The sequence below is a fragment of the Pseudomonas putida genome (assembly GCF_002025705.1).
GTDB classification, from domain to species: Bacteria; Pseudomonadota; Gammaproteobacteria; order Pseudomonadales; family Pseudomonadaceae; genus Aquipseudomonas; species Aquipseudomonas putida_J.
On record NZ_CP018846.1, the window covers coordinates 4,482,528 to 4,500,285 of the forward strand.

Sequence of the window (17,758 nt, forward strand, 5' to 3'; positions counted from 1 at the left end):
CCGCAGACAGAAAGCGACACGGCCTCTCCAAAGCCCACCCACAGACCTCGGGCCAGCAACCCGAAGCCGACCATTCCAACCAGGTCCGGCAGGCTTTCGCGAAGGCGATCAAGGGCCGACGCCCCGTCATCGCGAGGCGCCTCTTGCTCAGTGGTCATAGAGATCTGATTCCGTGCTTCATGATGTGGTCCGAGAGCGTTTTCTCGGGTTGTGGATTCAACGCCATCAATGACACGGCGTTGAATGTGGCCATCAGTGGGTCAATTTTCGCGGTGCCGGAAGCCTGCTTGGTAATCAAGAACGCATTCGCAGAGGGAACGCCCTTGGCATTGCCGCACGCCCAAGCCATGAGAGGCTGACCGCAGTGCTGGAGAGACCCATCTGCAAGGCGCCGCTCGGTGGTTTTAATCGCCCCCGTGAGCTTCCACCCCTGGGAGATGCCGATGACCTTGTCTTCCGGAACGCCCGCCTCGGCCAAGGCGTCTAACACTGCACCAATGCCCGCAGGATCGAGCCCTACCTTGTCCAGCAATCCGGCTTGGTGAATTCGCGCAACGACCGCAGCAAGCTGCTCAACATCGTCACCGATGCGATCCACAATGGTGAGGTCGCCCGTAGCCTGAAGATCGAGCAGCCTGGGGGCTTCCGACTTCCGCCTCTCAAGCACAGATGGATGGGCCCAGGCGTGCGCCCAGTGCAGCCAGGTTCGCGAATCCCGCATCCGACCCACAGCGGCAAGCCCAAGCAAGTCGTCCAGACCGCCGCCATCCCCACCAACCGCGATGACATCACACAGCTCGAACATTCGGTCGAGTGTGAGCCCGGGCCTGACCTGAGCCTCCCAGTACGATGCACCAACCCAGCTATCAGACATCAGCGCTAGGCCGATCTCGATGTTGAGATGCTTGGCCAGGAAGCCACGCACTTCCGCTTCACCGTCGATCTCCGCCTGCATAAACAGGCGCTCCAGCGTTGGCCGGTCGACCGAGTAGTCCATGTTCGGGTTGACCAGCCTGAAGTTCTCAGGCTTCCGGGCCTCCCCGCTGTCGATCATCTCCTTCGGGAATTCGTAGATAACCGCCAGGAAGCGGTTGTCATTGATCCGGCCGTCTCGCACGCCGCGGGCGTAGTTCAGCTTGGAGCGGAACACGCCTGCCGGCGGTTCGTTCGACTGGGTGGTCAGCCAGATGATGAATCCTTCTGGCCGCGACAGCAGCCCCCCCGTTGCCTCGCGGATCATGTCCGCTGCTTTCGGGTTCTTGCCAAAGAGCCAGGTCTCATCGATCAGCACACCGACGGCCTTTTTACCGCCGACCGTATCACTATCTGCTGCAACCACCTTAAGCGTGGCGCCGGTCTCAAGGTGCGTGATCAGTCGCAGGTGCGGCTGCACATGCAGCAAGGCCTTCAACTCTTCGTCGTTGTTGACCATGTCCTTCGCGGGAACGAAGGCGTTGTCTGCAATCTCCTTGGTCGGCGCGAGGATGATGAACTCGGCCGACTTCCGCCAGTTGCGCACCAGCGCGGTCACCATGATGGCAGCAGCGATGGTGGACTTGCTGTTCTTCTTCGGGATGCAAAGCATGAACTCCCGAATCAGGCGCTCGCCAGTTTCGCAGTTGTAACTGCCGAATACCGCCCCTGCAAAAGCGAGCACCCACGGAGCACACGCGCTCTCAATGGTCGGGCTGCCTGGAGCATCGACGATGCGAAGCCCCTTGAATACTTCAAGACTTTCTTCCGCTTCCCGGGGAAAAAGCGGCTCGGGAATGATCGACTCGCCGGCAGCCAGGCGCTGCCACCAGTCCGGGCAGGCCGTGGTCCAAAGCATGTCTTATCCCTTGACGACAGTGAGAGGCGGTTTGCTCTGGGAGTACTTGCCCTTCCCGGCCTCTTTGGCCGCTTCGGCTTTCTGCTCTTTCTTGCCGGCCTCCGCCCTTTTTCCATGGATGTATGGCACGGCAGTCTGCGCAGCGTTGCGCCGGTCGAAGACCTTCGCTCGCGGTTCGTTCATCAAGGCCAGTAACCACTCCAGAGGATCCTGGGTTGAGGGCAGGCAACTGAGGAACTCGCCGTCGGCCTCGTTTACCTCCACGGGGTCGCTGGAGGCCTCGTCAGCTTGCGGCTTCCTGCTTCGTTTCTTCGGCTCAGGGTTAACACTGAGCTCAGCTTTGCGAGCCAGGATGGCTGCCGCAATCTTCGGATCATTGGCCCAGCGCGACCCTGCCGCAGCAGCGGTCGAAGCCTTGCTGCCTGCGGCCTCCGCTGCTTCTTTGTTGGACGCACCTCGGGCCTTAGCGTCAACAAACTGTCGTTGTTTGTCTGTTAACACCATTAACAAAAACCTTCAGGGGGGGAGAAAAATGTGCACGTGGGGTCGGTGGCGGTCTAGCTAAGTGAGAATGGCTATATTTTGACCGCCCCCCTGCCCATGACCCGATTTTTCAATCTGGAGCCTTCGCCGTGCTTTTTTCCTTAGAAAAATAAGATTCTTATGGCGCTATAAGATTCCAGCTGCCTCTTCGGCCTGCTTGACCGAGTCGTGACAGGGCTTGCAGAGAGGCTGCCAGTTGGCCTGATCCCAGAAGAGATCCTTGTCACCTCGGTGCGCCACGATGTGGTCGACGACACTGGCCGCTGCCGTTCGCCCTTGCCGGGCGCAGTAGGCGCACAGCGGGTTGTCGCGCAGGTACTGCTCTCGCGCCTTCTGCCATCGGTAGTCATAGCCGCGCTGGGAGCTGGTCATGCCGCTCCTCCAGCTGCCAGGTGTGACGACCTTAACCCGGGAGCCGGCGCTCTCCTTGATGCGCGAGCCAAGCGTCTTGAGCCTGGCCATCAGCCTTCAACCTTCTTGCTCATGAACCTGTCGGAGTACTCACGCAGCTTCTCCACCCCGATGAATCCCACCAGGCAGCCAGCGAAGACCGATAGGTTGGGCGGCAGTGCGAAGTACTCCAGCACCGGCAGCAGGCTGATGGCGATCAGGCCACAGATAGTGCCCTCAAGCACGACCTTGCGGCCTCGACCACCACCGTAGATGACGCGACACATAGCCACGGCAGCGGCGATACCACCGGTGTACAGCTGAGGCTGGTGAGCCAGCACCCAGGCGAGCACAGCGGCCCACAGGCCAGGATCCTTCTCGGGCATGTTCGGCATCTCGATTCCTCCCTTTTGGGGAGCGGAATAGGTTAGGCCCCAACAGCACACCCATCTCGGGGCGATGGTTGTGGTGGAGCCGAGAACGAAAAAGCCCCGGCAGATGCCGAGGCTTGGAATGAGGTGATATTGGAATGGCTTCATCGAACTAGACGACCTTCGATGAGTAGATCCAATCGTTAAATGGTGGTATCAAAAAGCGTGGCAATTCGCCACCTATGAAAAGGTGTTCACCGTGGTTTGGAAAAGCGACGACAACAAAAAATATCGCGGAAAGATTGACCGCATTTATGTATCGATGTCCGAAGAGTGGGAGGTCGAGTATTTCATTGAGCAATACCTGAAGACTCGAAACTACAAACAAAACGATGAGAACCGGAGCCTTGTGGCGCATAAGCTAGAGCATGCTCCAGGGAGCGCGCCCCATAAGCGCGACGATTTGAACGCTTGGCTAGACAAGCAATACGGCAAGGCGTAAATGCAAAAACCCCGGCTAACTGGCCGGGGTTTCTCTGTGTCGCGTTGCTTGCAAGCTGGACACGCTGCTATGAAAACAGGTGTTTATCCGCGCGGAAAGCTTTTTATGCAGCCTCTCGCAGTTGTTCCAAAGCGCAGTCAATCCAGGCCACCCCGGTGTTGATCAGCTCGCGCGCCTTCGCTTCGCCCATCTTGTGCTCGCGAGCGATCCGTAGCGCCGGCCACTTAGCACCGAAGTACAGCCATACGAAGCCGCCCATCTGAGGGTTTCGTTTATTCAGCCTGGCTACGGCGCCGTCAACCGCAAGTGCTAGGTCGTCCGTGATCACATACTGCTTGAGCCCTCCTTCCGCTGGAGCGTGCTCCTTCATAAGCGCATACAGCGGACAGACATACTGAGGCACGCCCATGCCATCCATCCGCCACCAGCCCCATTGCTCGAGCATGTACGCTGTATCACCAAGGGCCTTGTCTACGTAGGTTCGTTTCTTCATGTCCTTCCCCCTCAATCCCCGGTGTAGTTGGTGCCGCCAGCGCCGCGCTGGTTGCTTCCTTGATATGTCGCCTCAGGCCCGGATGCCTGAGGGTTCTTCAACTGCTCGATCTGCCTGAGCGCTGCCCGAAGCCTCATGCTTAGCTGAGTCACCAGTACATCCAGGGCCAGAGCCTCGCCGGTTGCAGCCGCCACAAAGCCCGAGGCATGGCAGTGGCCGCATGGCAGTTCGTGAAACACACCCTGAGTGATCGCTCTCCCACGGCACAAAGGGCACTGAGCCAACTTGATCGCAGCCTTCTTGAAGGCAGGGCCATGGCTCTTCCTTGTCACTTCGAATCCTCGCTTATGGTTGATTCCTGAATCACGCCGCAGGCCCCGCGCTGCTTGGCCTCCGGGCATTTACCCGAAATTGCGTTTCTACCCTCCTTCAACCCGTGAATAAGGTCGAAACCCTTGCTGTCTAGAAACGCATGCCACTGCTCCAGGGCGGCGCGCTTGCGCTCCTCGGCCGTGGTCTGGATGTAGGCCTGGACGTTGTGGCCCATGGCGTGGTTGATCAGCAGCTCGCCGATCAGGAAGTCGATGCCCTGCTCTGCCCAGCAGGTCCTGGCCAGCTTGCGCAGGTCGTGGCTGGTCCACTCACCCTGGCCCAGGCGGGTGAAGACCTCCGAGGCCTGCTTCTCGCTCAGGCACTTGCCGCTCTTGCCCGGGAACAGGTACTGGCCGGTGTAGCCCTTGGCGCGCTGGGACTCGCGGTACCAGGTCAGCAGCGCGCACACCTGCTCAGTCAGTGGCAGCGAGTGCTCGGCGCGGGTCTTCGTGTTCTCCGCCGGCAGGTGCCAGTTGCGGATGGCCAGGGCGATGTGCGGCCATTGGGCCTGGCGGGTCTCGCCCAGGCGGTTGCCGTGGCACAGCATCAGCAGGGCCAGCATGGCGTCGGCGGGCTCGTCGGCGATCACCTCGGCCAGCTGGCTCAGCAGGTATTCGATCTGCACCCCGCGCAGGCGTGCCGGGCGGGCCTTGATCTTGGCCTTGGTGAAGTCGCTGAACTTGATCCCAACCATGGGGTTGCGGGCAACCAAGCCCAAGGCAGCGGCCTTGCGGAAGGCGTCGATCAACAGGCCGAACACCAGGCGCACGTACTCGAGCGACAGCTGCTCCTGCATCGGCCAGACCAGTTGGTTGTCCAGGGTGCTATGGCTCACATCGGCGAGGGGCAGGCCGCCGATACGCGGCAGCAGGTGGCAGGCAATGGCCGACTTGGCCGTGGCCCGCCGGCTCTTCGACAGGTTGCGGGTGCGCTCCACGCGATCAGCAAACCACTCCAGCAGCTCGCCAACCGTCTGCCAGCCCGAGACAGCTGCCTTGCCTTCGCTCAGCAGGCGCTGGCGGACCTCCGGCAGCGAGGCCAGCACCACCTTGGCCGACTGGTCCGGGTAGGTGCCGATCTTGTTCCACTGCTTGCGCACGACCAGGTACCAGGTGCCGCGCGGGCGATCCTCGGTGAAGCGCAGGTACAGCCCGGGGTGACGCGGATCGCGCAACAGCACGACGTCCAGATCATCCGCCCGGCGGCGCAGCTCGGCATCGGAAAGCGCGACCACGACCGTCATGCAGCCACCGTCACAGGCTGCAGCAAGTAGGCGCGAATGGCTTCGACAGCGTCGATGCTGCCCCGGCACACGATGGCCAAGTATCCCTGACTGAGCAGCGCCTGCAGGAAAGCGTCCTGACTGGGTGACACAGGGGCGTCAAACGGCGGCCTGGCCTTGAACTCGATGTACAGACCGAAGTAGCCGCCACGCGCCATCGGCAGCACTAGGTCGGGAACACCAGCCTTGACGCCCTGCCCCTTCAGCTTGGCGGCCACAGCCTTGACCCGGTGACCGCCGTTCGGGACGTGGTAGATCAGCTTGTAGGCCTGCGGGTAGCGCATCTGCAGCTCCTGCATCAGCGCGGCCTGCTCCTGCCCTTCCCGGTCGACGGGCTTGGCACGTGCAGCTTTGGCCTTGAACGGACGAAGGGCGGGAGCATTCATGCGACCAGCACCCCCTCGTCGAGCAGCAGCGCCTGGGTGCGCATCACGCCCTCGGCGTGATACTGGCGAGCGGTGGCGCGATCAACGTCACGGCTGCGGCCGTCACACGCATCGTGGCACGCACTGCAGGACCAGGCGCCTTGCAGATCGTGTGGTTTTTTGCCGACGCCGCAGGTTCCGGCCAGCCGGTAGTGCGCCAAGACGGTGGTATCGGGGTTGCCGTTGCACACTCCCGGAATACGTACCTGGCATTCCCGGCCGCGTGCGGCCTTGGTCAGCTTGGTTTGCCGCATGGTCAGAACTCCTCCTTGCCACGGTGAGATTCCCACTCGAAAGGCACAACCACCCCGCCGCCCTCGCGCAGGCGGTCGTAACACCGCTCGCCCATGGCGTGCCGCAGCTGGGCTGGCTCCAGGTTGGAAATCACCACCGTGGGGCGCATCTGCTCGTAGCGCCCGTTGATGATCGAAAACAGGGTGGTAAGCTCGAATTCGCTCGGCTGCTCCTTGCTGACGCCGACCTCGTCCAGCACCAGCAGCGATGGCTCGATCAGGCTGGACAGGATGTCGGCCTCGGACTGCTCGCTGTGGCGGTCGTACGTCGCGCGGATGGACTGCAGGATCGCGCCCACCGTGCGGTAGACGGCGGTGGCCGAGGTGTTGCGCATCAGCTCGTTGGCCATGCCGGCACCCAGGTGGGTCTTGCCAGTGCCGACCTTGCCCAGCAGCATCAGGCAACGCCCGGTGCGCTCGATCTCCTCGAACGCGGCCACGTAGCGCGTGCAGTAGGCCAGGGCCTTGCGCTGGCCTTCGTGCTCAACGCGGTAGTTGGCCAGGGTGCGCTCGGCGAAACGCTTCGGGATCAGCGCCGCCCCCAGCTTTCGGGTCATGGCCTCGCGCTTCAGGCGGGTTTCCTCAGCCTGCTGCTTGGCCTGCCGCTCGGAAATCGCGGCCTTCTCGCACTCAGGGCAGCGACCAACAATCTCGCGCCCCATGAGCATGGTCACCCGCTGCTCGAAGGGACCGTGATGCTCACAGTCCGCTGGCTGGATACGAAAACCAGCGGCGTTTTTCACCTCGGACATGGTGATCACCGATTCAGATCGCATAGGTGCCGTCCTCACGCTCGGACAGGCCGGCGGTGTAGTCGCGTTCGTTGAAGCCGTGATGACGGCTGTGAGGTTTGACCTGGGTCGGCAACTGGGCGCCGATGCGCTTGGTGACCCATTCCACTTCGAAGCCGCGCCAGCCGTTCTCGACGGCGACTTCCAGAGCTTGGGCTGGCTGGATACCGAATGCTTTGCACTGCTCCAGCTTGGTGTTCAGGGCGGACCAGATACGGGCAGTCACCGGGGCTTTGGCGGCCTTTCGGACAACCAGGTAGTCAGTAATCAGCGACTCGTCCAGGCCGTGAGGGTTGTCGGCCAACATGGAGGCCTTCCCGAACGGTGCTTTGCGGTCAGCGTTGGCCGGAGCCGGCTGCTCATCGCTGGGGGGGCATGTATTTTCTTCCGAAGGAAGAAATACATAGGGGGTTAGATTCTTAGAATAAAGAAGGGACTCGGCGGTTTTGGTCTGTTTCGACTCTTCGCCGATTCGGATCACCTCAGCCGAGTCGGCTGTTTTGGTCTGTTTCGGATCAACGTAGATCCAGTCCTTCGGGTCATTCACGCCGATGTCACCCCGTGCACCGCCTTCACGGAACAGCACGCGACGACGCAGCAGACTCGAAATCGCCTTGGATACGGTGTCAGGGTGAGCGTGGATGGCTTTCGCAATGTCGGTAGCCGGGATGCGCTGAGCGCCCGCCCCGAAGTTGATGGTGGCCTTGGCCACGTACAGCACAATCTTCATCTCCCGGGCCGGGAGATCGATAGCCAGCAGGCCATCCATGAGCTGGTTGTCCATCCGGGTGAACCCCCTGGACTTGTCAAGTGGGACGATGTTTGTCATGCTTAAACCCGTTCAAATGCTGTAGAGAAAGCCGCCCTGCCAGGCGGTTTTTTTTCGCCCACAATTCGGGCGTTATGAGTGTCCGGTGCATCCGTGGTAGCTTTTTGCTTCCACACAATAAGGTCCAAGGAGACCGGACATGAGCGATGAGAAAGTGGTCACTCCGTTTGAAATTGGCGTTCTGGCGGCAATGCAACTGCTCGGGAAAGCTGTTGCAATGAATCCGAACCTGAACATTGACGAATTTCGAGCTGATGCGGACCGCCTGATGGCAGCGATGCCGAAAGAACCGAAGTGGCAAGGAGGCGACCTTGGGGTTCACCAAGCCGCTCTGGACTCGCTGCTTCGCGGCATTGATAAAGTTCAGCGGTAGAAATCTGGGCGGCGAGGTAGGCGAGCTTTTCATCTACACCGCTGTCCACTGGATACTGCTTGTCCATCTGCTTTCTCCTACTGGTTAAATTCACAGCTGGTTCAGATCACTACTCGCTCAGGGCCAGGTCACGCATACTTCGTCTCGTTGCCACCGGATACCGCAGGCATGTCTGGGTAGATGTCAGGCCGAAGCTCTGAACGATGAACCCCGGTAAGCCTCTCGATATCCAGCACCCGCTCGGCAGGCACGCGCCCGGTAGCGCACATCTTCTGCACTGCCTGGGGCGTAACCTTGAGAGATCGAGCAAGCGCCGACTGACCGCCAGCGGCGGATGCAGCCTTCTGAATTGCTGTCTGGGTCATACCCACCTCAAAGTTACAACTACAACCAAAGGTTACCCCGATTATGCGCAGGGCTACAACCTATATTCGCAATTACAGCTACAACCAATGTTTGTATGATTGACACCATGAAGAGTATTGGTGAGCGCATAGCGCAAAAGCGGGAACAGGCCGGCCTGAACCAGTCAGAGCTGGGGCGGCGTCTCGGGCTGACAGCTCAGGCTGTCCAGAAATGGGAGTCTGGAAAGTCAACACCTCGGAACTCCAAGCTGCACGATATCGCGTCGATCCTCGGCACTACGGTTAGCTTTCTTGTCGGCGAAGAGGTGGAGCAATCCCCGGGCCTTGTCGACATCGATACCTGGGATGAGGACACCCCTTTACGTGATGATGAGACCGAGGTTCCACTCCTCCGAGAGATCGAGCTTTCCGCCGGATCGGGAAGAGTAGCCACCGAAGACGGGCGCACGGCGCCTCTTCGTTTCGGCAAGCGCAACCTCCGCCACAATGGGGTTCAATTCAATCAAGCCACGTGCTTCACCGTGCGCGGCAACAGCATGTTGCCGGTACTGCGCGACGGGGCCACCGTGGGGGTGAACACAGCCAAGAACTCCATCACCGACATCATCGATGGTGATTTGTATGCCCTAAACCACAACGGCCTGCTTCGCATCAAACAACTTTATCGTTTGCCTAAAGGCATCCGCCTGCGCAGCTTCAACCGTGACGAGCACCCCGACGAGGACTACAGCTTCGAGCAGATGGCGGATGAGCAAATCGTGATCCTTGGGCATGTATTCTGGTGGGGCATGTACGCTCGCTGACTCAAGAAATTTTTCGACCTCCAAGAAATCCCGCTCAAAAGGCGGGATTTTTTGTTTCCGAAATAACAACTTACGCCCCATGGCGTTGCAAAAATGCATAGAAAATTCGATCACCTACAACTTTTACACTTGCTAACTCCAACTTTCGGTTGTAGATTTGCCTCATCGCCGGATAGACACCGGCCAGCAACGAAGGCAGCGATGGACAGGCCTCAACGGTCCAGAGGGGTGGCAACTGCCCCGGGCGTGCAGCGTAAAGCGCCAATGCAGTTATCCAGCGGGAGAACAAGCCGAAAGGCCCGCGGCTGGAGGAACAACCAGAAGATTGCCGCGCAACTGACGCCAGTAGCGGGTCGCGGCGCAGGACCAAGCCAGCTTGAGGTGATAGCTGGGCATCGGTGGGCCTCTACGGGGCGCTACCCACCAAAACCGTAGGCAATATCGGGAAGCGGGTTAAGGCGTAGCCCCGCACGCAACATCTGATTTCACTGGCTGGCCTTGGCGACAGGGCCAGACGGGAAATCATCCCCCGAGATCAATCATGGACACGATCACTATCGGCGCATGGATAGGCCATCTCGGCCGAGGCCTGGCGCCTCGCGAACTGCAATGCCTGTTGGAAGTAGCCCAGGGCTTCACCACCAAGGAAATCGCCAAACACTTCGGCATCAGCGAGAGCGGCGTAGAGAAACGCATCGGTGACGCAATGCTGAAGCTAAAGGTTGCCCGGCGCGCCGCGATGGTCGCCGAGGCAATGCGCCGCCAGATCATCAGCCCGCTCTGCATCCTGCTCGCCAGCCTCATCGCCATGCATGCAGTGATAGACGACAGCGACCCTATGCGCCGTGACCGCCGCGCGCCGGAGCGCCGCACCGCCCAAGTTCGAATCGTTCGCAAGGCCGAGGCCTTCGAATACCACGCCTGACCCAACCGAGGATCAACCCATGCAGACAGCTATGCATCCTGCCTTCGAGCAGAAGCTTGCCGTGCTCGCGGCCCTGCTCGAACGCAGCAAGTCAGTGAGGGCCGAGGCGCACGCCAAGGTCGGCCAGCCCGCTCCGCGCTACCAGGCTTCTGGTAAAGCCGGCACGTGGGATGTGGTCGAGATCGCTACCGGCGCCGTCCAGGGCTTCGCCTTCAGCTACCGGGCCGCGCTGCGGTTCGTGGATGCGATGGAGGCAGGCGCAGCGAGCAAGGGAGGAGCATTGCAGTGAACAGTCCAACGACCTCGGATCAGCGCGAGGCAGTGCTGGCCCAGCTTAATGCGAGCATTGAGAGCTTCTTCGGCAGCGGAGGCGCTGTTGAAGTGCTGCCAGGCGCGGGTTATGTGCCGCCTAGGCCGCGCCGCGAAACGGCGCCCGTTGAAGTAAGCGCGGCAGCCGAAAAGCAAGTGTCTGTTCGACAGCAACGGCTGGACGAGATCCGTGAGCTGGCTAAGACCATGACCTACAAAGAGGCCATGGCCCATACCGGCCTTTCCCAATCAGCTCTCGTCCGGGCGGCATCGCGAGGACAGTTCAAGTTCAAGCGCGACCCGAATTACGGCATGAGCAACTACGGCAAGAAGCTCAGCGACCCCGTCGAAGACAGGGAAAAGGCCGAACGAATCATCGCCTATCGCAATGTAGGCATGACCAGGGCGGACGTGGTCCGGGCTCTCGAAATTTCCTACAAACAGCTCGGCCGAATCGTTCGGGAGTTCGATATCAACTTCCCGACCACCGCTGAGAAACGAGCGAAACGCAGGTCATGAAACGCATCACCGCACGCGTCCGGCACGGCCGGCGCCAGCAGCACATCAATCTGCCGCCCAGCGGCTTGGGAGGTATCGGAAATGGCGATGGACCAGGCGGAGCGCGACCGGCGCCGGCGCGAGAAGGCCGAACGCCTGCAGGAAGAAGACCTGCGCTTGAAGGTTCGACCAAGGACTAAACAGGCCCTGCTGGAGCTGATGGAGTGGGCCGGGATCGAGGAACAGGGCGAGGCGATGACGCTGATGATTCATCACCTGCATAGCTTGGGCCCAGGCGGTGCGCTGCCGCTTCTGACACCTCCGCGCCACGAAATCACGGTATCGCAGGCTGTGGCGCGGAAGCTTGAACTTGCATATCTGCGCGAGGCAAATCGGCCAATGCCAGAGTGAGAGCTTATACGTAAGATCTCAGCTTCTGCTCTGACAAAGGTCCGCCAGTGATACGGCGACACAAGGCGTCCATGGCATGCTCGCACTCGTCCAGGCGTTTAGTGCCGTATGAATGCAGCCCCGTGACGAAGTGCTTGATTTCTTCGTCCTCTGAGAAGTTGATGAAGTGGTCTCGGACATGCTTCGCCTCTGCAAGCTTTTCATATACCGCACTGACGGCAGTGAACAGATCTTTGTCGGTCTCGGCAAGGCCTACGTACAGCTTTTCAAAGACCGCTGTATGCACTGGCCACAGAGGATTGGACTCCGGTAGCGTCTTATTGTGGAAACGAATCTTCTCGCTACCCGCAGATGATTTGTAGTACGAAATCCCAGTGAAGCCAGGATCGCCAATCAGCTTACACATGTCCTTTAGAGAGGAGATGGTCCAGGCATTCTTCCGAAGCTCCTCCAAAATCAGCTGCTTGTAGGCGGTAACTTTTCGGCTTCGCTCGTTCCGACGTTTAAAATACTCGATGGTCTCCTTCGCAATGAAAATCGTGAAGGCTGCGACCACCGTCACTGGAAGAATGTTCTCTAGGCTCAATTCGTTAGCTCACTTTGCGTTACCGGCCAGGCGCCGGGCAATCGTATAACCCACCTCCAAACAAATATCCACCATGCCGCATCCGGCCACGGAGGGCGGCGCTCACTCGGTGTTGATCTGCACGTCAGGTACAGACTTCATTGTCGGGCGAGTCAACTCCGGATCGCTTGAGTCAAGGCAGCGGAACTGTATTTCTGCATTTGCAGGGATGCTATTGACGTATCTGTTGCTGCCGGAGCCCGGAACACCATCCCGGGATTGGTCTCTCACCGGCATTAGCTGCTTTCCCCTGGACTCGCAAAAGGCATTGGCCCTCCGGTAAAGATCAGCTTTAACAGCACTACCAGAGGTTTTGAACTGGTCTTCTTTCGTGAGCATGAAGGTGTCAAGCCCCATAGGCACAACATCTGAAAATGGCTGCGGCGATGTCAGTTCAGCACAGCCAGTAACAAGCAGTGCAATGATTGAAATCAGCAAAGGCCGCATTTGTGCTCTCCCAACCTAAGTGATAGCGAACCGTAGAACTATAGCTCCGCTGCTTAGGTTCGCGCAGCCTGACCCTCCGGCGCTGCCCGCCAGCGCCTTCCCCTATTCAACGACCGGGTCGGCGCCAAGGCCTTTCCGGTAGCGCGCAATCGCAATGATCTGGCGCAGGCCGATGACCAGTTCCTTCTTCAGGTGGTCATCCGGCAGGCCGATCTTTTTCAGCATCGCCTGTGCTTCTTCCTCGATCGAGGCAAGGGCCTCGCTATCGCTTTTCAGTGTCATGGCGACCTCCACCAGGTCGAGTCAGCCATGAATTGATAGCTCACCAGAACAGCGCGCGCCAACTGCGGCGCCTACCCCTATTCAACGATAACGCCTCCCCGGCGAGGGCGGCGCCTGCACGCAAGGATCACAACATGACCGAACAACAGCACGACGAGAGCAAGCTCGAGCGGGTCATCCGCAAGATAAAGCGCTGCCTGGCCCTGTCCAAAAGCTCGAACGAGAACGAGGCGGCCACGGCAATGCGCCAGGCCCAAGCGCTGATGCGCGAGTATCGACTCACCGAGCTGGATGTGCGCCTGAGCGATGTGGACGAGGTGCAGTCGGAGAAGTCCAGGGCGAACCGCCGGCCAACCTGGGATCGGCAGCTTAGCGGGATCGTGGCCAGAGTGTTTGGTTGCCGACCTCTCTCGTATCGCCACTGGTGCGACACCTCCGGGCGCATGGTGGAGCGGGCCTTGTTTGTCGGCGTCACACCAGCACCCCAGATCGCGATGTACGCCTACGAAACCCTGCTTGCCAAGCTGACGCAGGCCCGGCGCGACTATGTGGCACGGGTACGATGCGGCAAGAGCCGCAGCGCCTACTCGCCAGAGACTGCCGGCGACCACTTCGCAATCGCGTGGGTTTCAGTGGTGCACGGCAAGATCCATGAGCTGGTGCCTCGCGGCGAGGAAGATCAGGCCCTAGAACAGCGCTCCAATGGTCGCGACCTCGTCGCCGTGGAGAGCCAGGACAATGCACTGATTGAGCAGTACCTGGCCGGCAAGGAGATCGGCAAGCAACGCAAGGCTCGCCCGATTGAACTCGACATGGCCGCCCAGATTGCAGGGATGCTTGCCGGTCAGAAGGTCAAATTGAATCCCGGCCTGGCTACAGGCGCAGAAACACAGCTGCAACTGACTGGCGCGTGAGACTTCAGCATGACAACAGCTATCGACTTGTTCGCCGGCCTCGGCGGATGGAGCACCGGCGCGCGCGCCGCAGGCGTCCAGGTTCTCTGGGCGGCAAATCACTGGCCGGTGGCCGTTGAATGGCACAGCGCCAACCACCCCGACACGCAACACGTCTGCCAGGACTTGCACCAAGCTCGCTGGGAGCAGGTGCCTGCACATGACATCCTGCTGGCCTCGCCCTGCTGCCAAGGTCACACGAAGGCTCGCGGAAAGAAGTCTGGCAACCCTCAGCACGACGCTTCGCGCTCGACGGCATGGGCGCCGGTATCGGCTCTGGAGTTCCACCGACCACATGCGGCAGTGATCGAGAACGTGCCGGAGTTCACCGACTGGGTGCTCTACCCTGCCTGGCTGCAGGCGGTCCAGGCGCTGGGATATCAGGCCGCTCCGCACATCGTGGACTGCGCCGACCTTGGCGTGCCGCAGCACCGGGTGCGACTGTTCATGGTGCTGACTCGCAGCAAGGCCCCGCTGATGCTTCAGCTGCCGCAGGAACGACATGTGCCGGCCGCCAGTTTCCTCGACTTCGACGCCGGGCGCTGGTCGCCAATCGAGAAGCCAGGCCGGGCTCAAGCCACCCTCGACCGGGTGCGCAACGGGCGCCAGCGCTTCGGCGACCGCTTCATCATGCCCTACTACGGTAAGGGCTCTGGCACCACCGGCCGCGACATCAACCGGCCGATCGGCACCATCACCACCCTGGACCGCTGGGCCCTGGTCGACGGCGACCGCATGCGGATGCTCAGCGCCAGCGAGGCCCTGGCCGCCATGTCGTTCCCGGCCGACACCCTGCGCCCCGACAACCACCGGCTGACCATGCACATGGCCGGCAATGCGGTACCACCATTGGCCGGACAGCGCGTTATCGAGGCGCTAATGAAAGCCGCCTGACCCCTCGGCGATGCCAGCTACTGCCTTGCCGTCACAGAACAAGTATTTAGTTAGACCATTTCTTTGACGCGAACCCATTCTTTTTTAAGAATCACTTGAGACACTTTGATAATAGCTTCGACATGATCGATTATACGTTTATTGTCGTAAGCATCACTTATTAACCGGTCGATGTAACCCTGCAGTTCTTGCGACTCTGGCTCCGCAGGGTTTAAGTGCAGTTGAATATTCGAAACATGAAACCTAGCCTTCGCCACAAAAGCATAGAACTTATCCGCCTTAGATCTATGTTCACGCCATGAGTCCTGAAGTTGCTCCGTACTCTCACCCCGAATCTTCGGATCTCTCACATCGTAAGCCAAGCCATGAATTTCATGCGCCACCGAGAGAAGGTGAGCGATCTCGCTGCGAAGACTATTGATCCACTCCTGCCGACTGGTCTTCAATGCATTTGATTTTGATATTTTCTCTTGGCTTTCTATTTGATCCGAAAGACTCTTCGCCTGACTATCAAGGCTCAGCCGTAGAAGCTCGCGCTGTACTTCTGAATTTTTATCAGCATTCCGCATTGCCAGCCAGGTACCTAAAGCAAATACCACCATAGTCACTAGAAAACCCAAGAAGGTTGTCAAGTCAAATCCCGTATCGATAGCTAGCTTTGGTAGCTCCTCAACATACACCACTGAAGTTTCGTACTTCACGACACTCTCCTTGAGCAATCCGAGTTCAGCACAGAATCATACTTCCGAGGTGTGTCCATGCCCACAGAAAACCGATCCAGCAACACCGAGATGGTCAGCGTACCCGAAGGCTACATGCTGGTAGAGCGCAGCATCTGGACAGAGCAGCAGGTCGAGGCCGCTACAGCGTGCATCACGCGCCTAAGGGGCGTGCACGGCATGCGCGACCGCGACTTGGCGATGGCCGCCATAGATGCCGCCCAGTGCAAAGCGCCCGATATCGCCCTGGCCGACATTCTTCCAGCCCCGCAGCCCCACCCCGAGCCTATAGCCTGGATGGTTGGTACTGCCTTCTGGTGGACCAAAGAAGAGGCAGAGAGGGATGCGGCGGCGACTGGGCTGCCGATTGTTGGCATGGGGCCGATGGACGGCGCAGCACTTTCCGGGGCGCATGCGCTGCTACGTGAGGTGCTCGAGTTCATCGACGATGGCGTGGGCCGCAGTGACGCCGAATGGCAGCTGATCCAGAAGGTGCGAGTTGCTCTATCCGCCAGCGCAGAACCGAGCGAGCCGATCGCCTGGCATGTCGGCGGCAATGGCTATGACCGGATCTGCTTCGAGAAACCAGCGGATCTACCTGGTCACCCGTGCATCCAGGCCATTCATGACCAGCGCCAGCTGATCAACCTGCTCAAGCGCTACGACCTGCGCGACGAGGATGTGCCGCCAGATGATCGCGCCCACGGCATCCCCGGCACGTCCTTTCAGCGCCTTAACGCACTGGCCAATCAAGGCGAATGACCACAGGAGTACAAATGTACTCCGACCAGCTGTAACCCCTCTCCCCTCTATTCACTGCCGCGATATGGCGGCCAAGGAACGACCGTGCCCGAAAAAATTGAGCTGGACCTCGACGCGATCGAGGCGGCGGCCAAGGCTGCTACACCGCAAGACTTCGACAGCGCCCAGGTCGCCGATACCGAAGAAGGCTGGATCGAATGCCCCGGGTGCGGCGGTGAAGGCTCCGTCGAACTGACTGCCGACTACCTGAACTACGACGGCCAGGCCCTGGGTGTCCAGTTCTACGGGATCGGCGATCCACACGTCCATGCAGAGGCTCACTACCGGGAGGCCCGACCTGCCGTCGTTGTCGCGATGGTCGAAGAAATCCGCAATCTGCGCCGCGCCCTCGGCGGCATGCTGTTCGCCTTCGACGACGGCGTAGGCGAAGACTGGTCGCAGGGCGTGCTCGATTACGCCCGCCAGGTTGTCCCGGCAGTCGAGTTCAAACCATGAGCCGCCTCGCCCTCTGCCTCCTGCTACTGGCCACCGGCGCCAGCGCAACCGATAACGTCATCGACGTGCAGCACGACAGCCAGCGAGGCGTCACCTGCTACCTGCTCAATGAGGTCGGCATCAGCTGCATCCCCGACAGCCAGCTGCAGGCCAGCAACCAGCGCCAGCTCTCCCCGCACGAAACCCAACCCGAACCTACACCCGCTCTGGCGCCTGGGCGCTGGATTGATGAGAGGTATGAGCTGTGAACACTGATCGAATCCGCATAGGCGATCTGTCCGAACCCGTCCCTAAAACCTCCGTCGACTTCCTGCAGGCAGCGATCGACGTGCAGGCTGAGCGCGGCAAGCAGTACGACGCCCCTGGCGGCGAGCGCAGCATGGGTCGCACCGTCCAGGCATTCAACGCCATCACCGGCCGCGACCTCACCGAGGCCGAAGGGTGGCTGCTGCTCCAAGTGCTGAAGGATGTGCGACAGTGGCAGAACCCCGACAAGTTCCACGAGGACAGCGCGCTCGACGGGGTGGCGTACTCCTCGCTGAAGGCTGAAGCCCTGGCCGCAGGAGACAAACCATGTTCATGACCCCGGATGAGGTAGCCGACATGACGGGCTACCTCCGCCCAAAGGACCAGGTCCGCTGGCTGAAGGATGAGAAGTTTGGATTCGTGATTGGCGCCGACGGTAAGCCGAAGGTGCTGCGTCAGGTCGTTTTCGCCCGCCTTGGCGGTCAAATCGAAAGGAAAGGGCCGGAGCTTAGGCTTTAAGGCGGCAGAT

Annotated in this window: 30 protein-coding genes; 14 read left to right on the top strand and 16 right to left on the bottom strand. The window is 60.2% G+C overall.

Features of this window, described 5'->3' with window-relative positions; genetic code table 11:
* Nucleotides 1–154: 154 nt before the first annotated feature.
* The 4 genes from BUQ73_RS20280 to BUQ73_RS20295 all read right to left on the bottom strand — a co-directional run bounded on the left by BUQ73_RS20280 (nucleotide 155) and on the right by BUQ73_RS20295 (nucleotide 3,150).
* A complete protein-coding gene (locus BUQ73_RS20280) occupies nucleotides 155–1,831 on the bottom strand; it encodes a terminase large subunit (RefSeq protein ID WP_079229414.1) in 1,677 nt (558 codons plus the stop codon).
* Between the two features lie 3 nt (nucleotides 1,832–1,834).
* Nucleotides 1,835–2,335, bottom strand: coding sequence for a terminase small subunit (locus BUQ73_RS20285; RefSeq protein WP_079229415.1), 501 nt, complete (start codon nucleotides 2,333–2,335; stop codon nucleotides 1,835–1,837).
* 165 nt (nucleotides 2,336–2,500) lie between these two features.
* Nucleotides 2,501–2,836 (bottom strand): HNH endonuclease, encoded by a 336-nt coding sequence (locus BUQ73_RS20290; RefSeq protein ID WP_079229416.1) that lies wholly within the window; start codon nucleotides 2,834–2,836, stop codon nucleotides 2,501–2,503.
* Nucleotides 2,836–3,150: a phage holin, lambda family gene (locus tag BUQ73_RS20295; protein ID WP_392524948.1), complete on the bottom strand. Its 315-nt coding sequence runs from the start codon at nucleotides 3,148–3,150 to the stop codon at nucleotides 2,836–2,838. Before BUQ73_RS20295 ends, BUQ73_RS20290 begins: the two co-directional genes overlap by 1 nt.
* A gap of 244 nt (nucleotides 3,151–3,394) precedes the next feature.
* Between BUQ73_RS20295 and BUQ73_RS20300 the strand changes: the two genes are divergently transcribed.
* Nucleotides 3,395–3,637, top strand: a complete 243-nt coding sequence (locus BUQ73_RS20300) for a hypothetical protein (protein ID WP_079229418.1) — start codon at nucleotides 3,395–3,397, stop codon at nucleotides 3,635–3,637.
* 103 nt (nucleotides 3,638–3,740) lie between these two features.
* Here the strand turns inward: BUQ73_RS20300 and BUQ73_RS20305 are convergent, their stop codons facing one another.
* From BUQ73_RS20305 to BUQ73_RS20335, 7 genes are read right to left on the bottom strand one after another with little or no spacing between them, the layout of a single operon-like run.
* The gene (locus BUQ73_RS20305) at nucleotides 3,741–4,130 is read right to left on the bottom strand and encodes an antiterminator Q family protein (RefSeq protein ID WP_019471606.1); all 390 of its coding nucleotides are present in this window, start codon (nucleotides 4,128–4,130) and stop codon (nucleotides 3,741–3,743) included.
* Nucleotides 4,131–4,141: 11 nt separating this feature from the next.
* On the bottom strand, nucleotides 4,142–4,462 hold the full coding sequence (locus BUQ73_RS28755; RefSeq protein WP_079229419.1) for a hypothetical protein: 321 nt from the start codon (nucleotides 4,460–4,462) through the stop codon (nucleotides 4,142–4,144).
* The gene (locus tag BUQ73_RS20315; protein WP_079229420.1) at nucleotides 4,459–5,745 is read right to left on the bottom strand and encodes a tyrosine-type recombinase/integrase; all 1,287 of its coding nucleotides are present in this window, start codon (nucleotides 5,743–5,745) and stop codon (nucleotides 4,459–4,461) included. Before BUQ73_RS20315 ends, BUQ73_RS28755 begins: the two co-directional genes overlap by 4 nt.
* The gene (locus tag BUQ73_RS20320) at nucleotides 5,742–6,170 is read right to left on the bottom strand and encodes a VRR-NUC domain-containing protein (RefSeq protein WP_079229421.1); all 429 of its coding nucleotides are present in this window, start codon (nucleotides 6,168–6,170) and stop codon (nucleotides 5,742–5,744) included. The genes BUQ73_RS20315 and BUQ73_RS20320 overlap by 4 nt, the downstream gene beginning before the upstream one ends.
* On the bottom strand, nucleotides 6,167–6,463 hold the full coding sequence (locus tag BUQ73_RS20325; protein WP_079229422.1) for a DUF1364 domain-containing protein: 297 nt from the start codon (nucleotides 6,461–6,463) through the stop codon (nucleotides 6,167–6,169). Before BUQ73_RS20325 ends, BUQ73_RS20320 begins: the two co-directional genes overlap by 4 nt.
* A gap of 2 nt (nucleotides 6,464–6,465) precedes the next feature.
* Nucleotides 6,466–7,278: an ATP-binding protein gene (locus tag BUQ73_RS20330; protein ID WP_079229423.1), complete on the bottom strand. Its 813-nt coding sequence runs from the start codon at nucleotides 7,276–7,278 to the stop codon at nucleotides 6,466–6,468.
* Complete coding sequence (locus tag BUQ73_RS20335) at nucleotides 7,268–8,077, bottom strand: replication protein (protein ID WP_237772721.1); 810 nt, start codon at nucleotides 8,075–8,077, stop codon at nucleotides 7,268–7,270. The genes BUQ73_RS20330 and BUQ73_RS20335 overlap by 11 nt, the downstream gene beginning before the upstream one ends.
* 184 nt (nucleotides 8,078–8,261) lie before the next feature.
* Between BUQ73_RS20335 and BUQ73_RS20340 the strand changes: the two genes are divergently transcribed.
* Nucleotides 8,262–8,495, top strand: coding sequence for a hypothetical protein (locus BUQ73_RS20340; protein WP_079229425.1), 234 nt, complete (start codon nucleotides 8,262–8,264; stop codon nucleotides 8,493–8,495).
* Nucleotides 8,496–8,623: 128 nt separating this feature from the next.
* Here the strand turns inward: BUQ73_RS20340 and BUQ73_RS20345 are convergent, their stop codons facing one another.
* Nucleotides 8,624–8,860: a transcriptional regulator gene (locus BUQ73_RS20345; protein WP_079229426.1), complete on the bottom strand. Its 237-nt coding sequence runs from the start codon at nucleotides 8,858–8,860 to the stop codon at nucleotides 8,624–8,626.
* A 95-nt stretch (nucleotides 8,861–8,955) separates the two neighbouring features.
* Between BUQ73_RS20345 and BUQ73_RS20350 the strand changes: the two genes are divergently transcribed.
* The 5 genes from BUQ73_RS20350 to BUQ73_RS20370 all read left to right on the top strand — a co-directional run bounded on the left by BUQ73_RS20350 (nucleotide 8,956) and on the right by BUQ73_RS20370 (nucleotide 11,806).
* The gene (locus tag BUQ73_RS20350; RefSeq protein WP_237772722.1) at nucleotides 8,956–9,663 is read left to right on the top strand and encodes an XRE family transcriptional regulator; all 708 of its coding nucleotides are present in this window, start codon (nucleotides 8,956–8,958) and stop codon (nucleotides 9,661–9,663) included.
* Between the two features lie 541 nt (nucleotides 9,664–10,204).
* Nucleotides 10,205–10,588, top strand: coding sequence for a helix-turn-helix domain-containing protein (locus tag BUQ73_RS20355; RefSeq protein ID WP_049587761.1), 384 nt, complete (start codon nucleotides 10,205–10,207; stop codon nucleotides 10,586–10,588).
* 19 nt (nucleotides 10,589–10,607) lie between these two features.
* Nucleotides 10,608–10,877: a hypothetical protein gene (locus BUQ73_RS20360; protein ID WP_079229427.1), complete on the top strand. Its 270-nt coding sequence runs from the start codon at nucleotides 10,608–10,610 to the stop codon at nucleotides 10,875–10,877.
* Nucleotides 10,874–11,416: a hypothetical protein gene (locus BUQ73_RS20365; protein WP_079229428.1), complete on the top strand. Its 543-nt coding sequence runs from the start codon at nucleotides 10,874–10,876 to the stop codon at nucleotides 11,414–11,416. Before BUQ73_RS20360 ends, BUQ73_RS20365 begins: the two co-directional genes overlap by 4 nt.
* 81 nt (nucleotides 11,417–11,497) lie before the next feature.
* Nucleotides 11,498–11,806 (top strand): hypothetical protein, encoded by a 309-nt coding sequence (locus tag BUQ73_RS20370; protein ID WP_079229429.1) that lies wholly within the window; start codon nucleotides 11,498–11,500, stop codon nucleotides 11,804–11,806.
* A gap of 4 nt (nucleotides 11,807–11,810) precedes the next feature.
* Here the strand turns inward: BUQ73_RS20370 and BUQ73_RS20375 are convergent, their stop codons facing one another.
* From BUQ73_RS20375 to BUQ73_RS20385, 3 genes are all read right to left on the bottom strand, one after another.
* Nucleotides 11,811–12,392 carry a hypothetical protein gene (locus BUQ73_RS20375; RefSeq protein WP_079229430.1) on the bottom strand — a complete coding sequence of 194 codons (582 nt, stop codon included), beginning with the start codon at nucleotides 12,390–12,392 and terminating at the stop codon, nucleotides 11,811–11,813.
* A gap of 102 nt (nucleotides 12,393–12,494) precedes the next feature.
* Nucleotides 12,495–12,878 carry a hypothetical protein gene (locus BUQ73_RS20380; RefSeq protein WP_152031587.1) on the bottom strand — a complete coding sequence of 128 codons (384 nt, stop codon included), beginning with the start codon at nucleotides 12,876–12,878 and terminating at the stop codon, nucleotides 12,495–12,497.
* Nucleotides 12,879–12,980: 102 nt separating this feature from the next.
* Nucleotides 12,981–13,160: a hypothetical protein gene (locus BUQ73_RS20385; protein ID WP_079229432.1), complete on the bottom strand. Its 180-nt coding sequence runs from the start codon at nucleotides 13,158–13,160 to the stop codon at nucleotides 12,981–12,983.
* A gap of 134 nt (nucleotides 13,161–13,294) precedes the next feature.
* On the opposite strand from BUQ73_RS20385, the gene BUQ73_RS20390 reads away from it, so the two are divergent.
* Together BUQ73_RS20390 and BUQ73_RS20395 are read left to right on the top strand one after the other, a co-directional pair.
* On the top strand, nucleotides 13,295–14,074 hold the full coding sequence (locus BUQ73_RS20390; RefSeq protein ID WP_079229433.1) for a DUF2786 domain-containing protein: 780 nt from the start codon (nucleotides 13,295–13,297) through the stop codon (nucleotides 14,072–14,074).
* A 9-nt stretch (nucleotides 14,075–14,083) separates the two neighbouring features.
* Entirely contained in the window at nucleotides 14,084–15,007 is a 924-nt protein-coding gene (locus tag BUQ73_RS20395; RefSeq protein ID WP_079229434.1) for a DNA cytosine methyltransferase, read from the top strand.
* Between the two features lie 50 nt (nucleotides 15,008–15,057).
* Here the strand turns inward: BUQ73_RS20395 and BUQ73_RS20400 are convergent, their stop codons facing one another.
* The gene (locus tag BUQ73_RS20400) at nucleotides 15,058–15,708 is read right to left on the bottom strand and encodes a hypothetical protein (protein ID WP_079229435.1); all 651 of its coding nucleotides are present in this window, start codon (nucleotides 15,706–15,708) and stop codon (nucleotides 15,058–15,060) included.
* A 57-nt stretch (nucleotides 15,709–15,765) separates the two neighbouring features.
* Here BUQ73_RS20400 and BUQ73_RS28760 point away from each other — a divergent pair, with 57 nt between their 5' ends.
* From BUQ73_RS28760 to BUQ73_RS20425, 5 genes are all read left to right on the top strand, one after another.
* Entirely contained in the window at nucleotides 15,766–16,488 is a 723-nt protein-coding gene (locus tag BUQ73_RS28760; protein ID WP_237772723.1) for a hypothetical protein, read from the top strand.
* An 84-nt stretch (nucleotides 16,489–16,572) separates the two neighbouring features.
* Nucleotides 16,573–16,983 (top strand): hypothetical protein, encoded by a 411-nt coding sequence (locus BUQ73_RS20410; RefSeq protein WP_079229436.1) that lies wholly within the window; start codon nucleotides 16,573–16,575, stop codon nucleotides 16,981–16,983.
* Entirely contained in the window at nucleotides 16,980–17,231 is a 252-nt protein-coding gene (locus BUQ73_RS20415; protein WP_079229437.1) for a hypothetical protein, read from the top strand. Before BUQ73_RS20410 ends, BUQ73_RS20415 begins: the two co-directional genes overlap by 4 nt.
* Complete coding sequence (locus BUQ73_RS20420) at nucleotides 17,228–17,566, top strand: hypothetical protein (protein WP_237772724.1); 339 nt, start codon at nucleotides 17,228–17,230, stop codon at nucleotides 17,564–17,566. Before BUQ73_RS20415 ends, BUQ73_RS20420 begins: the two co-directional genes overlap by 4 nt.
* Entirely contained in the window at nucleotides 17,557–17,748 is a 192-nt protein-coding gene (locus tag BUQ73_RS20425; protein WP_079229438.1) for a DUF4224 domain-containing protein, read from the top strand. Before BUQ73_RS20420 ends, BUQ73_RS20425 begins: the two co-directional genes overlap by 10 nt.
* Nucleotides 17,749–17,758 lie beyond the last annotated feature (10 nt).

Excerpts from the sequence above, each read along its gene's own strand:
- BUQ73_RS20280 (WP_079229414.1), bottom strand. The coding sequence starts at position 1,831 with ATGCTTTGGACCACGGCCTGCCCGGACTGGTGGCAGCGCCTGGCTGCC.
- BUQ73_RS20285 (WP_079229415.1), bottom strand. The coding sequence starts at position 2,335 with ATGGTGTTAACAGACAAACAACGACAGTTTGTTGACGCTAAGGCCCGA.
- BUQ73_RS20290 (WP_079229416.1), bottom strand. The coding sequence starts at position 2,836 with ATGGCCAGGCTCAAGACGCTTGGCTCGCGCATCAAGGAGAGCGCCGGC.
- BUQ73_RS20295 (WP_392524948.1), bottom strand. The coding sequence starts at position 3,150 with ATGCCCGAGAAGGATCCTGGCCTGTGGGCCGCTGTGCTCGCCTGGGTG.
- BUQ73_RS20305 (WP_019471606.1), bottom strand. The coding sequence starts at position 4,130 with ATGAAGAAACGAACCTACGTAGACAAGGCCCTTGGTGATACAGCGTAC.
- BUQ73_RS20315 (WP_079229420.1), bottom strand. The coding sequence starts at position 5,745 with ATGACGGTCGTGGTCGCGCTTTCCGATGCCGAGCTGCGCCGCCGGGCG.
- BUQ73_RS20320 (WP_079229421.1), bottom strand. The coding sequence starts at position 6,170 with ATGAATGCTCCCGCCCTTCGTCCGTTCAAGGCCAAAGCTGCACGTGCC.
- BUQ73_RS20325 (WP_079229422.1), bottom strand. The coding sequence starts at position 6,463 with ATGCGGCAAACCAAGCTGACCAAGGCCGCACGCGGCCGGGAATGCCAG.
- BUQ73_RS20330 (WP_079229423.1), bottom strand. The coding sequence starts at position 7,278 with ATGCGATCTGAATCGGTGATCACCATGTCCGAGGTGAAAAACGCCGCT.
- BUQ73_RS20335 (WP_237772721.1), bottom strand. The coding sequence starts at position 8,077 with ATGGACAACCAGCTCATGGATGGCCTGCTGGCTATCGATCTCCCGGCC.
- BUQ73_RS20340 (WP_079229425.1), top strand. The coding sequence starts at position 8,262 with ATGAGCGATGAGAAAGTGGTCACTCCGTTTGAAATTGGCGTTCTGGCG.
- BUQ73_RS20345 (WP_079229426.1), bottom strand. The coding sequence starts at position 8,860 with ATGACCCAGACAGCAATTCAGAAGGCTGCATCCGCCGCTGGCGGTCAG.
- BUQ73_RS20350 (WP_237772722.1), top strand. The coding sequence starts at position 8,956 with ATGATTGACACCATGAAGAGTATTGGTGAGCGCATAGCGCAAAAGCGG.
- BUQ73_RS20355 (WP_049587761.1), top strand. The coding sequence starts at position 10,205 with ATGGACACGATCACTATCGGCGCATGGATAGGCCATCTCGGCCGAGGC.
- BUQ73_RS20360 (WP_079229427.1), top strand. The coding sequence starts at position 10,608 with ATGCAGACAGCTATGCATCCTGCCTTCGAGCAGAAGCTTGCCGTGCTC.
- BUQ73_RS20370 (WP_079229429.1), top strand. The coding sequence starts at position 11,498 with ATGGCGATGGACCAGGCGGAGCGCGACCGGCGCCGGCGCGAGAAGGCC.
- BUQ73_RS20380 (WP_152031587.1), bottom strand. The coding sequence starts at position 12,878 with ATGCGGCCTTTGCTGATTTCAATCATTGCACTGCTTGTTACTGGCTGT.
- BUQ73_RS20385 (WP_079229432.1), bottom strand. The coding sequence starts at position 13,160 with ATGACACTGAAAAGCGATAGCGAGGCCCTTGCCTCGATCGAGGAAGAA.
- BUQ73_RS20390 (WP_079229433.1), top strand. The coding sequence starts at position 13,295 with ATGACCGAACAACAGCACGACGAGAGCAAGCTCGAGCGGGTCATCCGC.
- BUQ73_RS20395 (WP_079229434.1), top strand. The coding sequence starts at position 14,084 with ATGACAACAGCTATCGACTTGTTCGCCGGCCTCGGCGGATGGAGCACC.
- BUQ73_RS28760 (WP_237772723.1), top strand. The coding sequence starts at position 15,766 with ATGCCCACAGAAAACCGATCCAGCAACACCGAGATGGTCAGCGTACCC.
- BUQ73_RS20415 (WP_079229437.1), top strand. The coding sequence starts at position 16,980 with ATGAGCCGCCTCGCCCTCTGCCTCCTGCTACTGGCCACCGGCGCCAGC.
- BUQ73_RS20425 (WP_079229438.1), top strand. The coding sequence starts at position 17,557 with ATGTTCATGACCCCGGATGAGGTAGCCGACATGACGGGCTACCTCCGC.